Source organism: Burkholderia sp. B10 (genome assembly GCF_004368385.1).
Lineage (GTDB): Bacteria > Pseudomonadota > Gammaproteobacteria > Burkholderiales > Burkholderiaceae > Burkholderia > Burkholderia vietnamiensis.
In genome coordinates, this window is record NZ_PQMX01000045.1 from 22,932 (window position 1) to 41,995 (window position 19,064).

Here is a 19,064-nt window from a genome sequence, read left to right on the forward strand (position 1 = left end):
CATGGCGATCGTCTACATCGAATCGAACACCACCGGGTTCGGGCAAAGCCTGCTCGACGCGTCGCTGAACCATGACGAAACCTGCTTTCTCGTGCGCGACCGCGCGCGCTACCCCTTTCTCGCGAGACTGTCGCCTGCGGTTCGGGTGATCGATTGCGACACGCAGTCTGTCGACGCGCTCGAGCGCGTCGTCGGCGAGATTCCGGACGTGCGTTATATCGCGTCGACGAGCGACGCGTTCATCGAGAACGCCGCACGACTGTCGCAGCGCCTGGGCCTGCCTGGCACGCCCGCGGAGGCCGTCGCATTATGCCGGGACAAGTTGCGGCTTCAGGATACGCTGCGCGACCATGGCGTCCCGTACCCGTACACGACGGCGATCGAATCGGCGGATGCCGCGCGCAAGCTGACCTATCCGGTCATCGTGAAGCCCAGGCAGGGCACCGGAAGCATCGGCGTGCGCCTTGTCGAACGCGAGCAGGACTTTCCGGACACATCGGGCGGCGCGTTCATTTGCCAGCGCTTCATTCCGGGCGCGGAGTTCTCCGTCGAATCGTTCAGCGACGCCGACGGACACCATGTGCTCGCAGTCACACGCAAGTTCCTGACCAAACCGCCCCATTTCCTGGAGCTGGCGCACGTCCTGCCCGCCGACCTCGACGCGGCGACCCAGGCCCGCATCGTCGATACCGTGCGGCGGGCGCTCGATGCGGTCGGTTACGCGTTCGGTCCCGCGCACACGGAACTGAAGGTCCACGGCGACACGATCACCATCATCGAGATCAATGCGCGCCTGGCCGGCGGCATGATTCCCCGTTTGATGGAACGTGCGTATGGATGGTCGATCGCCGACCTGTACGTGCGCAGCCATCTGTCGCGTCGCAGCCAGTTCGTCGTACCGACACCCGCGCTGTACAGCGCCGTTGCGTTCGTCGTGCCGGAAGTCGGGCGCCGCTACGTCGGCATCGATTTTCCGGACGGCTGCGCGGATGCCGGGCTGTTTCGCGACGAAGGCGTCAACGCCGGCAAGTTCGACTTTTCGGATCGCGCCGGCTACGTGATTTCGTTCGGCCGCAGCGCGTCCTCGGTGCTCCGGAAAGCGCTGTCGCTGCGGATGCGTTCGCGCGTGCTTTACGACGATCCGGAGCGGACGATTCCCGGCCGCGACGCGATTCACGACATCGTCTACGAATCCTCTCCCCCATGCTTCGGCAAGCTCACGGTCAATCTGCTCGCGATCGAGAAGGCCCATCTGATCATGCTGCGCGAACAAGGGATTCTCAGCGCGGAACAGTTTCGCTCGCTGCGAGAAGCGGTAACGACGCTGGAGGCGAATCCGGCATTGTTGAGCGAACATGTTTCCGGTCGCGGAGACTACTTCGACTACGAGCAGTACGTGATCGACCGCTGCGGACGAGACACGGGCGGCATGATTCAGGCGGCGCGCTCACGCAATGACATCAATGCCACGCACCTCCTGCTGACCGTGCGTCAGGCGCTGTCGCATGTCACGCGGCGCGTCGTCGATCTCGGCGAGACGCTCGCACGACGCGCCGCGGATTCGGCCGAGGTCCTGCTGCCGATCTACAGCCAATACCAAACCGCGATGCCGGGGTCGGCGGGCCACTATCTCGTCGCGCAGTGCGAGATATTGCTCGGCACGCTCGACGCGCTGGCGTCACTGCGCGACGGTCTTGGCTCTTCTGCGCTCGGCGCGTGCGCCGGTGCGGGCACCACGTTCGTCACCGACCCGCGGCGCACGGCGGTTTTGCTCGGCTTCTCGACGGGGCCGCTCAACTCGCTGAGCGCGATCACCGACAAGAATCCGGCGCTGCGCTGCGCCTGCCTGCTGACCGAGTTGAGCAGCAATCTGAACCGTATCGCGACGGATCTTCAGCTCTGGTCGATGCGCGAAATCGCGATCGTCACGCTGCCCGACGGCATGTACGGCGGGTCGTCCAACATGCCGCAAAAACGCAATCCGTATCTGCTCGAATGGCTGCGCCTCGGCCACGATCGCATCGCCGGATATTGCGCCACGGCGCTCTCTTCGCTATCGCATCTGCCGACCGGCAACTCCTATCAGGCAAGCCGCACTGCGGTGGAAACCGTCAGCGAGATGAGCGGACTCGTCATCGACATGCTGAGCGTGCTCGTCTATTCGATCGACGGCATCCGCTTCGACGCCAACGCCGCGCGCCGCGCGATCGACATGGGCAACGCAGGCGCAACGCTCGTTGCGGAATCGCTGGTGCAGCAACGCATGGCCTCGTTCAGGGACGCCCACGCGGCGGTCGGTCGTGCACTGTCGAGCCCGCCCGATGCCGCGCCGGATGCCGCAGCGGATCCGCTCGGCTCCGCCGCGGCCGCGTTGCTCGGGCGTCTCCATGACGAATTCGAAGGGGCGCACGTGTTCGACCGGCTCGACGGCGGCAGCGGACCGTCGACGCGCAACACGCACGCCGCGCTGACGATACTCGCCGCCCGCCTGCTGGAGCAGCGCCGACGCCAGCGATCGTGCGAATCGCGCGAGACTGCGGTAAGGCAGGCGCTCGATCGGTGCTTCATGAATGTGCAAGCATGACAAACATCACACTGCTTTGTTCGGACGGCCCGCATCATCTGTATCTCGCCGCGGAAATCCTCGACGCGTTCGGACGCGTTCGCGTCATCGTCGAGCCCGGGCGAGAACAGGCATCGCGCCTGCTGCGCAACGGCCACTATCGCGCGTATCTGTGGACGCGCTATCACGAATGGCGACGCAGGCTGTTCGGCTATGACGCGTACCGGCGGCGCTACTTCGTTCGCGAGCGGGAACCGCGCACATGGGACGCGCTTCGACGTCATGCGGGCGTGCGGTATCTGGAAACGTCATGGATCAACGACACGACCGTGCTCGATGCGCTGCGCGACGACCTTTCCGACGTCTATATCGTGATGGGCACCAAGAAGATCGGCGAGGCCTTGCTGTCGCTCGTCCCGGCCGACCGCATCATCAACATCCATGGTGGCCACCTGCCGTACTACCGAGGCAATCACTGCTTCTTCTTTGCGCTGCACCACGGCGAACTCGACAAGCTGAGCACGACGATCCACCGCGTGTCGGCGGGCCTCGATACCGGCGCCATCATCAGCCGCCATTCGGTTCGGTTCTGCGCGGACGACAATTCGGAAACGCTCTATTCGCGCGCCGAACGAGCCGCAATCGACAGCCTCGTGGCGCGCCTGAAGCGCGAACCCGACATCGCCGCATGGAGCAGCGAGCCGCAGCCGAACGTCGGCTCCACCTATCGCATGCGCGACCGCGGCCCGCTCGTCGAACTCGTGCATCACCTCGGCGCCATTCGCCGCCGGCTGGCGGCAGGCCCGAATCGCGGCAAGGAGACCAGTTAGATGAACGTTGACGATGCACTTGTCGGCAAGTTGCTGCAGATCATCCTGTTCTCGACCCCGCTGATCATTTCGCCGGGGCCGAACAACTTGATGACGACCGCCAACTGCGCGCAATTCGGCTATCGGCGCACGCTGCCATCGCTGACCGGCATCTCGGTCGGCGTGGTCGTCCTGTTCATGGTCGTCGCGCTCGGGCTGTTCAGCGTGATGAGCCGTCACCCGTTGCTGCAACACGCACTCAAGGTGGTCGGCTCCGCGTACATCCTGTACCTCGCCTACAAGCTCTACACGGCTCAGTCCGAACACGCCGAACGCCGCTCGATCGAGCGTCCCATCACGTTCGGCGAGGCAGCCCTGCTCCAGATCGTCAATCCGAAAATCTGGCTGCTCGGCGCCAGCGCGGCGTCGACGTTCCTGCCGTTGACGGGGAACGCCTACGTCGACGCGACGCTCCTGTCGCTCACGCTCGGGATCGTTTTCTTCCCGTGCAACTCGATCTGGGCGGTATGCGGTCTCATGATGCACCGCATGCTGCACGGCAAGACGCTCCAGCGCATCATGGCGCTGCTGTCCGCCTCTTCGATCGTGTTCCTGCTGTTCTGAACTCGCTCGCCCCTCAAGGAAACGCTCGACCGTGAATCACATCGTCCTGGCATTCTGTACCGATCTCGACAAGGACCCGGTGTCGTCGCGCGTGCTCGCGCGACTTCTGGCATCCGGCATCGACTGGCACGCCGATGGCGTCGTGGACGGGCGCCCTATCCTGCACATGCAATCCGGCGCGGTGCGCTACAGCCTGCTGCAGCTCGACAACGTGTTCAGCCACGACTATCGGCGCTACGCCCCGCTGGCGAACAGCGTCTTCGCCGACGCCGACGCGATCGTGATCGTCAACTGGCATGAAGGGAAGAACGCGCCCGACCGGATCTTCACGATCCAGACCACCGGCGACATGGAAAGCGGAACGTTCAGCCCGGTGGACCCGGCCGTCACACGCAGCCTGTTTCTGGCTGTCGAGCACGCGCGCCAGCAAGCGGGCCTGGATTCGTATTCGACCTGGATGGAGGCCACGCACTGGTCCGGCCCGCTCTACGGCGCGCAGTCCGGTTGCCTGGTCTCCGCCGTCGAGCCGTCGGTCATCGATCTGGAAATCGGCAGCACCACGGACGCATGGGCGTGCCCCGATGCCGTCGACGTGCTGGCACGCGCGTTGCTGACGGTAGGCGAGCGAATCGCTCGACCGGCGATCTCGCTGCTCTGTATCGGCGGCGTCCACTTCGAGCCCGGCTTCACGCAACTGCTGCGCGATTACGGCGACACGCAAGGACTCGCGCTATCGCACGTGCTGCCCAATCACTGGCTGGTCGCGTACGGTTACGATTCGCCCGAACGCCTGGCGGACCTGCTCGCGTGTGCCCGATCGATCAAGGGCGGTGTCGATGCGATCGCGTTTCATGACAACCTTAAGGGCGCGCACAAGCAGCAGGTGCGTAGTCTCGCGAGCGAACTTGGCGTTCCCGCGCTCTCGCATCGAAAATTGAGGTCACCCGATCTGGCCGGCCTGATCAACGATGCGAAAACCGTCGCTTGACGTCGGCGTTGTCACTTGCCGCGCACCGCGCCGGGAGAATAGCCGTAATGCCGCTTGAACGCGGTGGAGAACCGGCTGTGCTGGGCGTAGCCGCACTCGAGTGCGATGCTCATGATCTTGTGATCGGTATGTTTCAGCAGGTCGTGCGCGCGAAGCATCCGCAATTCGGTCAAGAATGCGTGCGGAGACCGGTCGAACGTGTTCTTGAATTTGCGCAGGAAGTGATAGCGGCTGAGATTGACCAGATCGGCAAGATGCTCGAGCCGCACGGCCTCACCGAGATTGGCGTTGCAATATTCGCGGATCTGCTCGGCCTGCTTCGCCGACAGCCGGCCGCGCGCATCCACGCGCTCCAGGTCGGCCATCGCGTAACGGCTGATCGCATTCAGCAGAATCCAGCTCATCAGGCTATCGATGCCGAGCGACAGCGTGTCGTCGTTCCAGTCGGCCTGCGCGATGCTGGTCGCGGCCGCGCTGATGACGGGGGACGCCTCCTGGAATACCTCGCGGAACCGGTAAGCCTCCGCCGGCTGGCGCAAGGACCGGATCAGGCTCGGCTCCAGATTGGGCAAATCGAAATAAATATGCAGGAAATTGAGGCGCTCGGTAATCCGCCACTGCGATTCGCCTTCGCCGACCGGGAACAGACAGACCGCGCTTTTAAAGCCTCGGCGTACGATGTGCCGGCCATCGACCTGCGCACAATTCTCGCCACCGGACAAATAGACGCTCAGCACGTTCTCGGACGAACTCTTATATTCGGTCAGTGTGTTCTGACCTGTCCATTCTGACAGGATGATGCCCGACGGCAATTGCATGGATCGAACGACTTCGGCCCCAGCCGAATTCAGCGCGCCTCGAACCGTAATCGAGTTTGAAGAAGACATGTGTCGCAATCGTAGGTTGGGAATCTGATGCGAAACGACGGCTTTCCCGCTGGAGAGATACCGCACGCGCGTTCTGAAGCACGTTGCACCACGCCGGGGAAGCATCCGCCAGTGACGCGCGAAGCCGTTCTGTCCTCACCGGCGAGTGCAGTCATGCGTCGTTAGATTACCTTAAGTGCGCCTCAAATGGTCGAACGATACGTCGCGAATTCGTGCCGGACTGCATGGGGATATGTGTCGCGAATTCGTCGCGGGACCGATGATTGGACTGAATCGCAAAGCCAGGAACGCCATCTCGGCGGGATTTTTCGGGAAATGCACGCGGCAAACGAAGCCAGCGGGATTCGATGAATGCTGTCCCCGAGGAAGCTGGCGTGATAATCCCCGCTTTACGTGGGATTCAGAAGCAGAAACTAAGCGGCCATGGCCGCCGCTGCTTTGGGGTTAATACGCGCAGCGGATTTGCTGTTCGGTGAACTTGCCCGCTTTCACGACGTGATTCCTCGTCTCGATGACAACATCACGCCGGAAATTTCGACTTTGAAGTCGGCAATTTTTACTGGACCGAGTCACAGCGACCCGTTCAACAAGAAACGACGCCGGCGGGCGCATGCCCGCCGGCGGTCCATCGAAAATCAGAACGTGTCACGGACTAGAACGACTGCCAGCTCGCGGCGCTTTCATTGGCCACGACTGCGGCCTCGGTTTTGCGTTGAACCGTCTTTCGCACGGCCGGCTTCGGGCGCGGCTGGACCTCTGCCGCTCGCTCCGTTGGGCTGGCCGCGACCGCCATCCCGTCAGGCAGGCGGAAGATCGAAACCAGTTCGCGTAACGCGTTCGACTGCGATGCCATCGACTGCGCCGCTGCAGAAGCCTCCTCAACGAGCGCGGCGTTCTGTTGCGTGACCTCGTCCATCTGCATGACCGCCTGATTGACCTGCTCGATGCCGGTATGCTGCTCGACCGACGCCGACGCAATTTCGCCCATGAGGTCGGTGACACGCTTTACCGCGACGACGACCTCGTTCATCGTGGCGCCGGCGTTGTCGACGAGAGACGTGCCGGCCTCCACTTTGGCCACCGACTGACTGATCAGCTCCTTGATCTCCTTGGCCGCCGATGCGCTTCGCTGCGCAAGCGCCCGCACTTCGCTCGCCACCACCGCGAAGCCGCGACCTTGCTCGCCGGCCCGGGCTGCCTCAACGGCCGCGTTCAGTGCGAGGATGTTCGTCTGGAAGGCGATGCCCTCGATGACGGCGATGATTTCAGCGACCTTTGCCGAGCTGTGGGAAATGTCGTGCATCGTATCGACGACCTTCGCCACCACCTGCCCGCCTCGGACCGCGACCTCAGAAGCATTGCCGGCGAGCGTGTTCCCCTGCCGCGCGTTCTCCGTGTTCTGTTTGACCGTCGCCGTCAACTGCTCCATGCTGGCCGCGGTTTCCTCGAGCGAGGCCGCCTGCTCCTCGGTACGCTGGCTGAGATCGGTGTTGCCGGCAGCGATCTGCGCGGAGCCCGACGCGATGCTTTCGCTGCTCGAGCGCACGCGCCCCACCACGTCCTGCAGCCGCGCGTTCATATTCCGCAGCGCCAGCAGAAGCTGGCTCGTCTCGTCGCGACCGGATACTTCGATATTGGACGTGAGATCGCCGCGCGCGACCGTCTCCGCGATGCCGACTGCGCGACCGAGCGGTGTGACGATGGAACGGGTAATCAACCATGCGACAGCGACCGACAGCAGTAGCGCCGTGCCGCACAACACACCGGTCAACAGGAGCGTCGAGTGATAGTTGGTTGCCGCTTCGGCCGTCGCGACGCCCGCGCCCGCGCGGTTCAGCTTCACATCTTGCTCGACGAGGTCCAATGCCTGCGCGAACAGCATTGCAGACTCCCCTGTCGCAAGCGATCTGGCCGCAGCAAATCCGGCATCGCCCGATTCCGACAGCGCCAGAAGTTTAGCGTCGGAGGCCAGGAATGCGCTCCATGCTTTACCCATACTGTCGAAAAGCTGTCGCTCCTCGGGCGAAGAAACGAGCTTCTCATAGCTGGCCATCGCAGCTTTCATGGATGCCAGCGCGGCATCGTGCTGACTACGCTGGCTATTCTTCGCCGAAGCCTCACTTTCCAGCACGGACCGGAGGGTAGCCCGCCGGACGCCGTTGGCGAGCGCCCTGATTTCACCCAATGTCTGAACGCTGACGAGCCAGTTGTCGGCGATCTCGCGGGTGCCCTCATAAATTCGCGATGCCTGCAACATGGCGAGTCCGCCCGTCACCATCAGCAGCAGCAACGTAATGCCAAAACCCACTCTGAGGCGAGTTCCAATGCGCAGGTTAACTAAGTACTTCATAAGCCATTCTCCATTTGACGTTCCATATAACGACTTAGTCTCATCAAGCCGACCGGCGATCGAGCGCAAAATCGACGCATCCGATCGCCATCGAAATCACTGCAGTTGCGCCCGGTATTCCGGGTCGCTTGGCGACTTCCTTCGGCCGGCGAGGGGTCCGCGAGACGCATTCGGCCTTCGCAGACGTGCCGGGCAAAGGAAGTGCCATCGGCTATCTCTGTCCTTGCCCCTCCGATGTGGAATCCCGTCCGCGCTCGAATATCTCGGCAGCGCCGAGCAGCTCTCCGAGCTTGCCGGACCGCCCGGTAAGAGCCGCTTTCATACCCGGCTCGAGCGGCAGTTCTTCTGCGAACTCATCCTGTTGCCGGCCGTAGACGACGTGCAACAGCGACAGCATGCCGGTCAGGTAAGCGGTCTGTGCGAAGGCCGTCTCGTTCGGGGACTCGAAGAGCGCGACGTCCAGCATGAAGGAAGCACGTTGTCTCGCTAGCGCGATCAGCGGATCTCGACAAACCGTCTCCGGATCGGGATGGTTGTAGAGCAGCAGGCTGCACCATTGGAATAGCCGTGTAGTGCCGATCGCAGCGAGTGCGTGATGCAGCGAAGCGATGGCCGTGCGCTTCGGGTTCACGTTGCCGGAGCAGTTGGCGAGGCGCAGAACCTGCGCCACCAGCACGGGCATGTCGGATAGCGCGTGAATGACGCGATGATCGCCAGCGTCTTCGATCAGCAGGTTGAGCAGATCCACCAGTTGCCCCAGGTCGGGCACCAGACGGCGCGCCTCCATCACCTGCGGTCTGCTGAAGTAAAAGCCCTGGACCATGTCGCAGCCGCTGCCAATTGCGGCATGCCACTGTTCGTGGCTATCGATCTTCTCGGCAACCACGATCTTGCCGGCGCGTTTCAGATCGCCCACCATCGCGCGCGCGCTCGGCGCGTCGAATGCCGGCCACTCGAGCTTGACGATGTCGACTGCCGGCAGAAACGCGACGATGTCGGGCGTGAGCTTCGCGACATCGTCGAGCGCCACGCGAAAGCCGGCTGCGCGCAATGCATTGCAGCGCTTTTTCAGCGACTCGTCGAGTTCACACGATTCGAGGACTTCGAGCACGAATCGCGGACCGGTCAAGATCTGCGGCACATCGGAGTGCAGGAAATGCGACGTGCAATTCAGGTATCCGTCGAGGCCCGCGAGCACCGTATCGAGGCCCAACGCACCCACGGTACGCTCGACGACATGTGCGGTGCTGCCGAAGCCGTCGACGACATCGGCGGTGGCCGTGTGGCCGTTCCTGAACAGCAGTTCGTAGGCGACGGTCCGGCCGTCCCGGTCGACGATAGGCTGGCGTGCGACGAACGTCGATGCGCCCTGATTGAGTACCCGTTGCCAAGCCTGGATCATTCCCTGATTCCCCGTTTTTTTTCGTCTCTTATTGCTGTCGCTGGCTGCGCTGCGCGGTTCCTGCAACGTATACGTATCGATGGGCGGTTCGGATGCGTTGCGGTGCGGGCCATCTGTACGAAATGTTCCGGACAATCGCCGGTCGCTCGATACCCAGGTACACGCCTGCCCGTGCTCTTCTTCCGCTTCTTACCGGTATGTCGGCACATTGCAAACTTACTGTAATTGATGCGCTCGCCGGCCAAGGAGACATTTCTCAAGACGGCCGAATAAATCGGTTCGCTTGCCCTGCCACGCGGACGCGTCAGCGTGACTGCCAGCCCTCGCAAACGATCAACTGCGAATTAATTTTTTTATTGGCTGATGAGAAAAATATTGTGTTGGACGTAATGAGAAATGTTTAAATCGTCAGATGAAATTGGGAATCGATGAATCTTTCTTCCGCGTCGTTGCAACGTCCGCGGATACGGCAGATAAACCCTCATCGATTCGTGAAGATCGATGAAGTGCCGACAGCGAAGGCGATCGATCTCATCCGCGGGGAGCGGAAAACCGGCAGCATTCGTACCGAACGGTTCGGTTGTATCGTTCGAGGTATGCGTTCTGCTGCGTCTTGCACGGACGGCTGTAGTCCAGCCGAATGTCGTACTGTCGAGCCCATTCGAAAATCGCCGCGCTCAGAGACTCCGGCGCGTTACCACACCGCAGCGTTTTGGGCCTCGCCATGCACGGCTCACGCGCTCTGACGGCAGCGAAAAGTCGATCTCGATATCAAGGGCTTCGCGGTTGAAATCTTCAATCACGTTGAACAACCGGAAGCAGCGCCCGTGGGCCAAATGTCACTACTGGACCGCGCATGCATCGCCACCTCATGCGCGCAAGGTGCAACTCAATCTTTTTTGCGAGCGAATTTGGATTTAATCAGAGGCAGCATCCCTCAACCATCCCCCTCCGGAATCCTCGCCGACTGAATCACGACCAGCGTATCCCCCGCCTCGATCCGGCACGGCGGATCCTCATAAAACGAATGGATCTTCCCGCAGCGATCGAGCCCGACCACGATCGCCCCCGGCACGACGTTCGTCATGCACCCCACCTCATGCGGCAGCGCCGTGCGCTCCACCAGCGTCGCCCGGCCGCGCGTCGACAGCATGTCGTTGACGAACGGCACGATATAACGGCTGTGCACCGCATCGGCGAGCAACAGCGCGCCGATCTTCGTCGACGATACGATCACGTCCGCGCCCGCCTGCCGCAACTGACGCTGGTACAAATTCTCCTGGATCCGAACGACGATCTTCGTCTCGGGCGCGATGCTGCGCACCGACAGCGTCAGCAGGATCGCGGTCGGATCGTCGGTCACCGAGATGATCACCGCCTTTGCAGCACGCACCTGCGCCTGCTGCAGCAAATCCTCGTGCGCCGGATCGCCGAGCAGCCCCGTCACGCCGAGCGACGTCGCGGCTTCGAGCGCCTGCTGCTGCGAATCGATCACGATGATCGTCGCCGGGTCGACGCCGCTCTCGAGCAGTTCGCGCACGGCGATCGAACCCGACAGTCCGTATCCGCACACGACGATGTGATCGGACAGTTGCTTCTGCAGCCGTTTCATGCGGAATTCCTCGATGACGCGCTGGATCACGAACTGATACGCCGTGCCCAGAAAGATGAACCAGATGCCGATGCGGATCGGCACGATGAAGAACGCATCGATCAGCCGCGCTCGCGCCGTGACCGGCACGATGTCGCCATAGCCGACCGTCGCGACGGTGACCATCGTGAAGTACACGAGATCGGCGACGCCCATCGGCGTGCTCTTGGTCGAATCGCGCAGGCCGTCACGGTCGAGATACAGCACCAGGAACGCCAGCATGCACAGCACGACCACCGCGCCGAGACGAAACAGCAGCGTGCGACGCGGCGACGTCGCGGGCCGCGTGAACAGCGTGCGCACGCGCGGCGCCTGCCACGGCTCGCGTGCGCGACGCAGACGTGAGCGCAACGAACGGCGCTGGTCGGAAGGCGTTGCCAACGGGATTCTCCTGAACAATGCGGGCTCGATTCTACGACGGCCTACGACGCGAGCGTGCGCGCCCACGCGCGTCACAGCATGCTGCGGGGCCGCACCATCGTTCCGTCGACGAAGCGCCGCGCACGAAACGCGGACAGGTCCAGCGACGGCTCGCCCGTGTCGATCCACTCGGCGAGCAGCCGGCCGACGATCGGCCCCATCGCGAAGCCATGCCCGCAGAAGCCGGTCGCGATCGCGAGCCCCGACGGCGCATCGGGCGCATCGATCACCGGAATCCCGTCGGGCAGCACGTCGATCAGGCCGCCCCACGCCTCGACGATCTGCGCGTCCTTCAGCGCGGGGAAGATCGCCTTCAGCTTCCCGAGCGCGCGCGGCGCATGCGCAGGATTCGGCTGCGGCTGCGGGTCGCGCGGCTCGATCGGCCCGATCGTGCCGCGGACCCGTGCGCTGAGGTCGCGCCACGCCGCCCCGTTCAGATGCAGCCGGAATTTCTCGCGGTGCGACCAGAATTCCGGCCAGAACAGGCTCAAGCCGCGCAGATGGCCCACGGTGAGATCGACGTCGACCTGCATGTCGTCCGCGAGATTGATCGCACCGTTGCGGCGCTGGCGGATCCCGAGGCCGTGCCCCCAGATCGTCGACGCCGACACGGCGGGCAGCACGTTGGTGCGCATGCAGGTGCCGCGCACGGCGTGCTGCGGCAGACGGATGCCGACGCCGTCGAGCAGCCGGAAGCTGGTCGCGCCGGCCGCACAGATCACGCGCCGCGTGCGGATCGTGCCGCGCTCGGTCGCGACGCCGACCACCGCGCCGCCGGCCGTCTCGATCGCCGTCACGCCGCAGCCTTCGAAGAAACGCGCGCCGGCTTCCGCCGCGCGCGCGGCGAAGGCGGCGGCCACGCGACGCGGCTCGGCCTGGCCGTCCGAAGCCGTATATAGCCCGCCGAGCGTGCGCACGTGCGCGGAGAGTCCGCTCACGCGCCCGTCGATCTCCGCGCGTGTGACGGTGCGCGTATCGAGCCCGTGCTCGCGGGCGACGGCGAGCCACGCCTGGAACGACGCCCAGTCTTCTTCGTTGTCCGCCATGTACAGGCAGCCGCCCTGGCGCCACTCGAGGTCGAAGCCGAGCGTCTGCTCGAGCCCCTCCCAGATCCGCATGCCGGCCATCATCAACGGCACTTCGGCGGATTCGCGGCCTTGCTGCCGCACGAAACCCCACGCGCGCGTCGACTGCTGGCCGGCGATGCGCGACTTGTCGAGCACGACGGCCTTCAGTCCGCGCAGCGCCAAATAGTAAGCGGCCGCGCAGCCCATGATGCCGGCGCCGGCGATCACCACGTCGGCTTCGGCCGGAAACACCGCGTCGGCGCGGGTCAATGCATCGTGCAACGGATAAGTGGTCGTCATCGTTCTCGGTGGCGTGAGGTGTCCGGCCGCGCATCGCCATTCGCGATGGTCGCCGCCGAATCGGGCTGTCGAAGGTCGGATCGTGCGCGAACGCACGGCAAGGCATGCGAGCGGCCGTCCCCATTTTTTCGTCTTGACGGCGCTATGTTACCGCGCGCTAAACTGTACATCCATACAGTGTTTTATGCAGTGGCAATGATCCTCCCCCCATTCGATCCTCCGAAGCTGAACGACCTCGCCGAATGGTGGACGAAGTGCACCTATGCGGACGTGCAGCGCCTGATTCTGGAAGTCCAGCATCTGCGTCTGACGCTATGGGAACTGAAGGCGCATGTCGCCGACGCATCGCGCCGGATTCGCGTGCTCGATCCCGACATGCTCGCGCACGGCTCCGCGCTGCGGCGGCTGACCTACCTGCTCGAAAAGGAAATCGAACGCGCCAATCCGATCGGCCGCTCGCGCGACGTCTATGCGCCGTTTTCGGACGAATGGCGTGCTCGCGAAGCGCTGCGCTGCGCATTGCGCGCGCAACCGGGGCCGGCGCAAGCCGGCGCACGCGTACGCACGATGCCGGCGTTCGAGCGCGTCACGTGGGCCGAACTGCGCGAACGCTGGCGCCGCTCGAGCGACCGGCAATCGAGCCACTACAGCCTCGAACAACGCATGGTGCTCGAGATCGCGCGACAGCGCGTGGTGATACTCGCGCGTGCGCGCAAACTGGTCGACGACGCGATCGACGAAGCCGCCGCCGACGGCAAGCAATTGTTCGCGCTCGATCAGCTCAGGCGGCTGCTGTCCGTCGAGCGCGAAGACGGCGAGCCGTTCACGTACTTGCCGTCCTGACGCGTTCGTCCCGTAGCGCGAGTTCGTACGGTGATGCATCCGCTCGCGGCCGCCACATCACCACGAAAATCGCGCACACGTCTGTTCGCCATCGCACGTTGCACGTGTCACAGCGACGTCACTCGCACGGCCATACCATCAATCACGCGCGGCGCACCGTATGTCGTCCTTGCCGCGGCCGGGAACGAAACGTGCTGCGCCACACCGCCTGCCGGGACTCATTTATTTTCTTTGACGAGATCGGCATAACCGGCGAATATTCGCGTCGATCCATCGGTTAGTACTTCTTCAAAACACAAAAAATACGCCGCTCTCCGAGCAAAACGAGGACTTACGTTGTTTCGCGAACTGATATCCGATCGAAGGGGAAGAAATGACGCCGCCGTCCCAGGATGTGAGCATCAGAAAACCCGCTTCCGTAGCGAAAGCCGCCGAGCCTTCGCCCACCTTCTGGAAGCCCGCGCCGCCGATCGACGTGCCTGCGCCGCAACCGGAGCAGCAGCCGATGCCCGATCTGCGCGATTTTTTCGCAGCCGCGGCACTGCAAGGACTGTTGTCGCGCGATGCCGGTCGCAACGTGTCGTCGATCGCCGACTATGAATCGAAGCGCGCCGTTACCGCCTATCGGCTCGCCGACGAAATGCTGAAGGCGCGATAAGCACGCAAGCCTGCGAAAACCGCGGGCTTGCCTTCCCACCGGCCGGCTGCCGTGCCCGGCCACACGCAACCCCGCATCGACTCTCTTCCAATAAAGCTGCTTCTGCCGCGCGTAAGCGAAATGACAAGCGCTTGAAAAATCCGCCGACGCTTGCACGCATCGCGAAAGCGCCGCTCGCGTCTCGTCTTCCCCGCATCGCGAAAGCGCCTCAAACGGCCACGAACTTTGCCGTAGCGGCACAAGCGTTTGTCGGCCCGCACAGGTCATTGCGCCGAACCGCACCGTCATCGTCCGATCGCTACGCGCATCACTACGACGCGTTCGCGCGGCATCACACGCCGCACACGCCGCTCAAGCTCCGTCGAACCGCACCTACGTTCGCGAACACGCCGCTCGTCGCGCAGCGAGCGCAGACGCTCTGCGCGGCAACCGCTCGAGCGACGAACCGGCCGCTCGATCGACTGCGGGATCGCTTCCTGCTGTACGGCCATCGCGGATCTTCACGCGCAACCCACTTCATGGAGACTTCATGTTCATTCACAACACACGGCTTCAGTACACGGTGCGCGTCGATGCGCCCAATCCGGGGCTCGCGAACCTGCTGCTCGAACAGTTCGGCGGCCCGCAGGGCGAACTCGCCGCCGCGATGCGCTATTTCACGCAGGCGGTCACCGAGGAGGATCCGGGCCGCAAGGACATGCTGTTCGACATCGCCACCGAGGAGCTGAGCCACCTCGAAGTGATCGGCTCGCTGGTCGCGATGCTCAATCGCGGCGCGAAGGGCGAACTCGCCGAGGCCGTCGACGAGCAGGCCGAGCTGTACCGCAAGCTGCACGGCGCGGGCAACGACAGCCACGTGACGCAGCTGCTGTACGGCGCCGGCACGCCGCTCACCAATTCGGGCGGCGTGCCGTGGACGGCCGCGTACATCGACACGATCGGCGAGCCGACCGCCGACCTGCGCTCGAACATCGCGGCCGAAGCGCGCGCGAAAATCATCTACGAGCGGCTCATCAACGTGACCGACGATCCCGGCATCCGCGACGCGCTCGGCTTCCTGATGACGCGCGAGGTATCGCATCAGAAGTCGTTCGAGAAGGCGCTGTACGCGATCACCGCGAACTTCCCGCCGGGCAAGCTGCCGCCGGTCGAGCCCTACGACCGCGTGTACTTCCGCATGCAGCCGGACGCTGCCGCGCTGGTCGGCCCGTGGAATCACGGCGCCGGCCTGGAGATTCGTCCCGGCGAGCCTGCGGTCGACGGCGGCACCGGCATTGCGGAGGGCATGCTGGAACCGGAGCAGGCAGACGCGATCGACGCGATGTCGCAACGGCTGGCATCGGACCGCAACAGCGATCCGCTGACCGGCGCGGAGCTCGGCTCTGGCGCACCGACGCCGCAGCCGGGCGCGGCCGACGAACCCGATGACGCATGAACCATCACGCGACGGACGTGCGCTTGCGAGCGGAACGCCGCTTCACCCAATCGAACGGAGAGAACGCAATGACCACGGACACGACCGCAGCAGAGGAAAACCTGATGGACTGGCTGCGCGACGCGCACGCGATGGAAGAACAGGCTGAGACGATGCTCACGTCGATGGCCGGTCGGATCGACCACTATCCGGATCTGAAGCGGCGCATCGAGCAACACATCGAAGAAACGCGCGAGCAGGCACGCCTGATACGCGGCTGCATCGAACGGCGCGGCGGATCGGTGTCGACGATGAAGGACGTCGGCGCCAAGACGATGGCGTGGGTGCAGGGCCTCGCGGGCATGTTCGCCTCCGACGAGATCGTCAAGGGCGGCATGGCGAGCTACACCTTCGAGCATTTCGAAATCGCCGCGTATCGCAACCTGATCGAAGCGGCACGCTTCGTCGGCGACCGCGAGACGATGACGATCTGCGAGCGGATCCTGCCCGAGGAGCAGGCGATGGCCGCGTGGCTCGAACACAACATGGCGGGCGTCGTGCGCACCTATCTCGCCCGCGATGAGACCGACGCGCCCGCGAAACGCTGACGGCGCCGAGCCTCGCGATCACGCGCCCGCTGCGCCGGGCTCGGACTGGTCGGCCATCAGGTACTGAATGACGAGCGTCGGATCCGCGACGTCGAGAATCAGGCGACGCATCACACGCTTGCGCATGTGCGCGTCGTCGAGGGTCCACGGGCCGGCCGCGTCGCCGAGGTAGCGGGCCACCGCATCGCGGTGGTCGCCGTCCGGCGGCAGGCCGAGCCGCGCGGCGAGCAGCCCCGCGACGACATCGTCGATCTCGATGTGCAGCGGCTTCGAATCGATCGACAGCTGAAGTTTCATGATCGGTCTCTGCAACATGAAAAAGACGGTGCGCGCGCCTATCGCGCGCACCGAACCGTGCCGCGCCGGCCAGCGGCGGCGCCAGTGTCGGCGCGTTCAGTAACCGAGCTCGGGGGACGGCGCGGCTTCAGCGCGTTCGTCCTTCGGTGCGTCGGCGACGGTCGCATCGGTCGTCAGCACGAGGCCGGCGATCGACGCCGCGTTCTGCAATGCGGTGCGCGTGACCTTGGTCGGATCGACGACGCCGGCCTCCACCAGATCGCCGTACTCGCCGGTCGCCGCGTTGTACCCGAAGTTGCCGCTGCCTTCCAGCACCTTCGCGATCACCACCGACGGTTCGTCGCCCGCGTTCGACGCGATCACGCGCAGCGGCGCTTCGAGCGCGCGCAGCACGATGCGGATGCCGGCATCCTGATCGCCGTTCGCGCCCTTCAGGTCCGTCAGCGCCGCGCGCGCACGCAGCAGCGCGACGCCGCCGCCCGGCACGATGCCCTCCTCGACCGCCGCGCGCGTCGCATGCAGCGCATCGTCGACGCGGTCCTTCTTCTCCTTCATCTCGACTTCGGTGACCGCGCCGACCTTGATCACGGCGACGCCGCCCGCGAGCTTCGCGACACGCTCCTGCAGCTTCTCGCGATCGTAGTCGCTCGTCGCTTCGTCGATCTGCACGCGGATCGACTTCACGCGCGCGTCGATACGCGCGGCGTCGCCGGCGCCGTCGATGATGATCGTGTCGTCCTTGCGCACCTCGACGCGTTTCGCGCTGCCGAGATCGTCTAGCGTCGCCTTGTCGAGCTGCTTGCCGGTTTCCTCCGAGATCACCGTCGCGCCGGTCAGGATCGCGATGTCCTCGAGCATCGCCTTGCGCCGGTCGCCGAAGCCCGGCGCCTTGACCGCGGCCACCTTCAGGATGCCGCGCATCGCGTTCACGACGAGCGTCGCGAGCGCTTCGGCTTCGACGTCTTCGGCGACGATCAGCAGCGGCTTGCCGGACTTCGACGCCGCCTCGAGAATCGGCAGCAGGTCGCGAATGTTCGAGATCTTCTTGTCGTGCAGCAGGATCAGCGCGTCGTCGAGATACGCGGCCTGCTTCTCCGGATCGTTGATGAAGTACGGGCTGATGTAGCCGCGATCGAACTGCATGCCTTCGACGACGTCGAGTTCGTTGTCGAGCGACTTGCCGTCCTCCACCGTGATCACGCCTTCCTTGCCGACCTTCTCCATCGCGTCCGCGATGATCTTGCCGATCGCGTCGTCCGCGTTCGCGGAAATGGCGCCGACCTGCGCGATCTCCTTGTGCGTCGAGATCGGCCGCGACAGTGTGCGCAGCTCCTCGAGCACCACGCCGACGGCCTTGTCGATGCCGCGTTTCAGATCCATCGGGTTCATGCCGGCCGCGACGTGCTTCATCCCTTCCTGCACGATCGCCTGGGCGAGCACGGTGGCGGTCGTCGTGCCGTCGCCGGCCACGTCGGCCGTCTTCGACGCGACCTGCTTGACGATCTGCGCGCCCATGTTCTCGAAGCGGTCCTTCAGCTCGATTTCCTTCGCGACCGACACGCCGTCCTTCGTGATGACGGGCGCGCCGAAGCTGCGTTCGATCACCACGTTGCGGCCCTTCGGGCCGAGCGTCACCTTCACCGCGTCGGCGAGGACATTCACGCCCTTGACGATCTGGCTACGCGCACCGTCGCGGAATTTCACGTCTTTTGCAGTCATTTCGTTGCTCCGGGTAAAGTCGTTGAACGGAATGCCGCGCTCACCGGCCGCCTGCCGGCGCGGCGCGGGCGCATCGCGCTTCAGGCCGCCTTGCGGGCAGCCGGCGATGCCACTTCGAGCACGCCCATCACGTCCTCTTCGCGCATGACGAGCAGTTCCTCGCCGTCTACCTTGACGGTCTGGCCTGCATATTTGCCGAATAGAACCCGGTCGCCGACCTTGAGCTGCAACGGCTGCTGCGAGCCGTCCTGCAGCAGCCGGCCGCTGCCGACTGCAATGACTTCGCCCTGTTCGGGCTTTTCCGCGGCGGAATCGGGAATGACGATGCCCGAGGCCGTCGTCCGCTGCTGTTCGATTCGTTTGACGATAACCCGGTCGTAGAGGGGACGAATCTGCATTTTCATCTCCTGAGCGATGAGATCACCTGAATAAGGGAATCCGGCAGCGCAGCCACCGGCGAAAGC

The 19,064-nt window shown here is 64.2% G+C and carries 16 protein-coding genes and 1 pseudogene; 8 read left to right on the forward strand and 9 right to left on the reverse strand.

Features of this window, described 5'->3' with window-relative positions:
- Window position 1 precedes the first annotated feature (1 nt).
- The 4 genes from C3Y15_RS21265 (at window position 2) to C3Y15_RS21280 (ending at window position 4,984) form a co-directional block, all read left to right on the forward strand.
- Window positions 2-2,584: a lyase family protein gene (locus C3Y15_RS21265; protein ID WP_069240308.1), complete on the forward strand. Its 2,583-nt coding sequence runs from the start codon at window positions 2-4 to the stop codon at window positions 2,582-2,584.
- Window positions 2,581-3,393, forward strand: a complete 813-nt coding sequence (locus C3Y15_RS21270) for a formyl transferase (RefSeq protein WP_059623117.1) — start codon at window positions 2,581-2,583, stop codon at window positions 3,391-3,393. The genes C3Y15_RS21265 and C3Y15_RS21270 overlap by 4 nt, the downstream gene beginning before the upstream one ends.
- Window positions 3,394-3,996, forward strand: coding sequence for a LysE family translocator (locus tag C3Y15_RS21275; RefSeq protein ID WP_011882443.1), 603 nt, complete (start codon window positions 3,394-3,396; stop codon window positions 3,994-3,996). It begins immediately after the preceding gene.
- Between the two features lie 79 nt (window positions 3,997-4,075).
- Window positions 4,076-4,984, forward strand: a complete 909-nt coding sequence (locus C3Y15_RS21280; protein WP_230459730.1) for a D-aminoacyl-tRNA deacylase — start codon at window positions 4,076-4,078, stop codon at window positions 4,982-4,984.
- 11 nt (window positions 4,985-4,995) lie between these two features.
- Here C3Y15_RS21280 and C3Y15_RS21285 read toward each other — a convergent pair whose 3' ends face one another.
- The 6 genes and pseudogenes from C3Y15_RS21285 to C3Y15_RS21310 form a co-directional block, all read right to left on the reverse strand.
- Window positions 4,996-5,871 (reverse strand): helix-turn-helix transcriptional regulator, encoded by an 876-nt coding sequence (locus C3Y15_RS21285; protein ID WP_059463121.1) that lies wholly within the window; start codon window positions 5,869-5,871, stop codon window positions 4,996-4,998.
- A gap of 652 nt (window positions 5,872-6,523) precedes the next feature.
- Window positions 6,524-8,221, reverse strand: coding sequence for a methyl-accepting chemotaxis protein (locus tag C3Y15_RS21290; RefSeq protein ID WP_069224670.1), 1,698 nt, complete (start codon window positions 8,219-8,221; stop codon window positions 6,524-6,526).
- Between the two features lie 211 nt (window positions 8,222-8,432).
- Window positions 8,433-9,758 (reverse strand): EAL domain-containing protein, encoded by a 1,326-nt coding sequence (locus C3Y15_RS21295; protein WP_224056427.1) that lies wholly within the window; start codon window positions 9,756-9,758, stop codon window positions 8,433-8,435.
- Window positions 9,759-10,184: 426 nt separating this feature from the next.
- Window positions 10,185-10,459: pseudogene (locus C3Y15_RS32370) on the reverse strand (IS3 family transposase); the annotation flags it as partial.
- Window positions 10,460-10,560: 101 nt separating this feature from the next.
- Window positions 10,561-11,655 carry a potassium channel protein gene (locus tag C3Y15_RS21305; RefSeq protein WP_011882450.1) on the reverse strand — a complete coding sequence of 365 codons (1,095 nt, stop codon included), beginning with the start codon at window positions 11,653-11,655 and terminating at the stop codon, window positions 10,561-10,563.
- Window positions 11,656-11,726: 71 nt separating this feature from the next.
- Window positions 11,727-13,061 carry an FAD-binding oxidoreductase gene (locus C3Y15_RS21310; protein WP_069246464.1) on the reverse strand — a complete coding sequence of 445 codons (1,335 nt, stop codon included), beginning with the start codon at window positions 13,059-13,061 and terminating at the stop codon, window positions 11,727-11,729.
- Between the two features lie 195 nt (window positions 13,062-13,256).
- On the opposite strand from C3Y15_RS21310, the gene C3Y15_RS21315 reads away from it, so the two are divergent.
- From C3Y15_RS21315 to C3Y15_RS21330, 4 genes are all read left to right on the forward strand, one after another.
- Window positions 13,257-13,904, forward strand: a complete 648-nt coding sequence (locus tag C3Y15_RS21315; protein WP_069240311.1) for a hypothetical protein — start codon at window positions 13,257-13,259, stop codon at window positions 13,902-13,904.
- Between the two features lie 373 nt (window positions 13,905-14,277).
- Window positions 14,278-14,562: a hypothetical protein gene (locus C3Y15_RS21320; RefSeq protein WP_014725235.1), complete on the forward strand. Its 285-nt coding sequence runs from the start codon at window positions 14,278-14,280 to the stop codon at window positions 14,560-14,562.
- A gap of 529 nt (window positions 14,563-15,091) precedes the next feature.
- Window positions 15,092-15,997 (forward strand): manganese catalase family protein, encoded by a 906-nt coding sequence (locus C3Y15_RS21325; RefSeq protein ID WP_011882454.1) that lies wholly within the window; start codon window positions 15,092-15,094, stop codon window positions 15,995-15,997.
- A 68-nt stretch (window positions 15,998-16,065) separates the two neighbouring features.
- Window positions 16,066-16,584: a ferritin-like domain-containing protein gene (locus C3Y15_RS21330; protein WP_011882455.1), complete on the forward strand. Its 519-nt coding sequence runs from the start codon at window positions 16,066-16,068 to the stop codon at window positions 16,582-16,584.
- 18 nt (window positions 16,585-16,602) lie between these two features.
- Here the strand turns inward: C3Y15_RS21330 and C3Y15_RS21335 are convergent, their stop codons facing one another.
- The 3 genes from C3Y15_RS21335 to C3Y15_RS21345 all read right to left on the reverse strand — a co-directional run bounded on the left by C3Y15_RS21335 (window position 16,603) and on the right by C3Y15_RS21345 (window position 18,998).
- A complete protein-coding gene (locus C3Y15_RS21335; RefSeq protein ID WP_034195210.1) occupies window positions 16,603-16,881 on the reverse strand; it encodes a hypothetical protein in 279 nt (92 codons plus the stop codon).
- Window positions 16,882-16,977: 96 nt separating this feature from the next.
- Window positions 16,978-18,600: a chaperonin GroEL gene (gene groL, locus C3Y15_RS21340; protein ID WP_069246463.1), complete on the reverse strand. Its 1,623-nt coding sequence runs from the start codon at window positions 18,598-18,600 to the stop codon at window positions 16,978-16,980.
- Between the two features lie 80 nt (window positions 18,601-18,680).
- Window positions 18,681-18,998, reverse strand: coding sequence for a co-chaperone GroES (locus tag C3Y15_RS21345; protein ID WP_059696367.1), 318 nt, complete (start codon window positions 18,996-18,998; stop codon window positions 18,681-18,683).
- Window positions 18,999-19,064 lie beyond the last annotated feature (66 nt).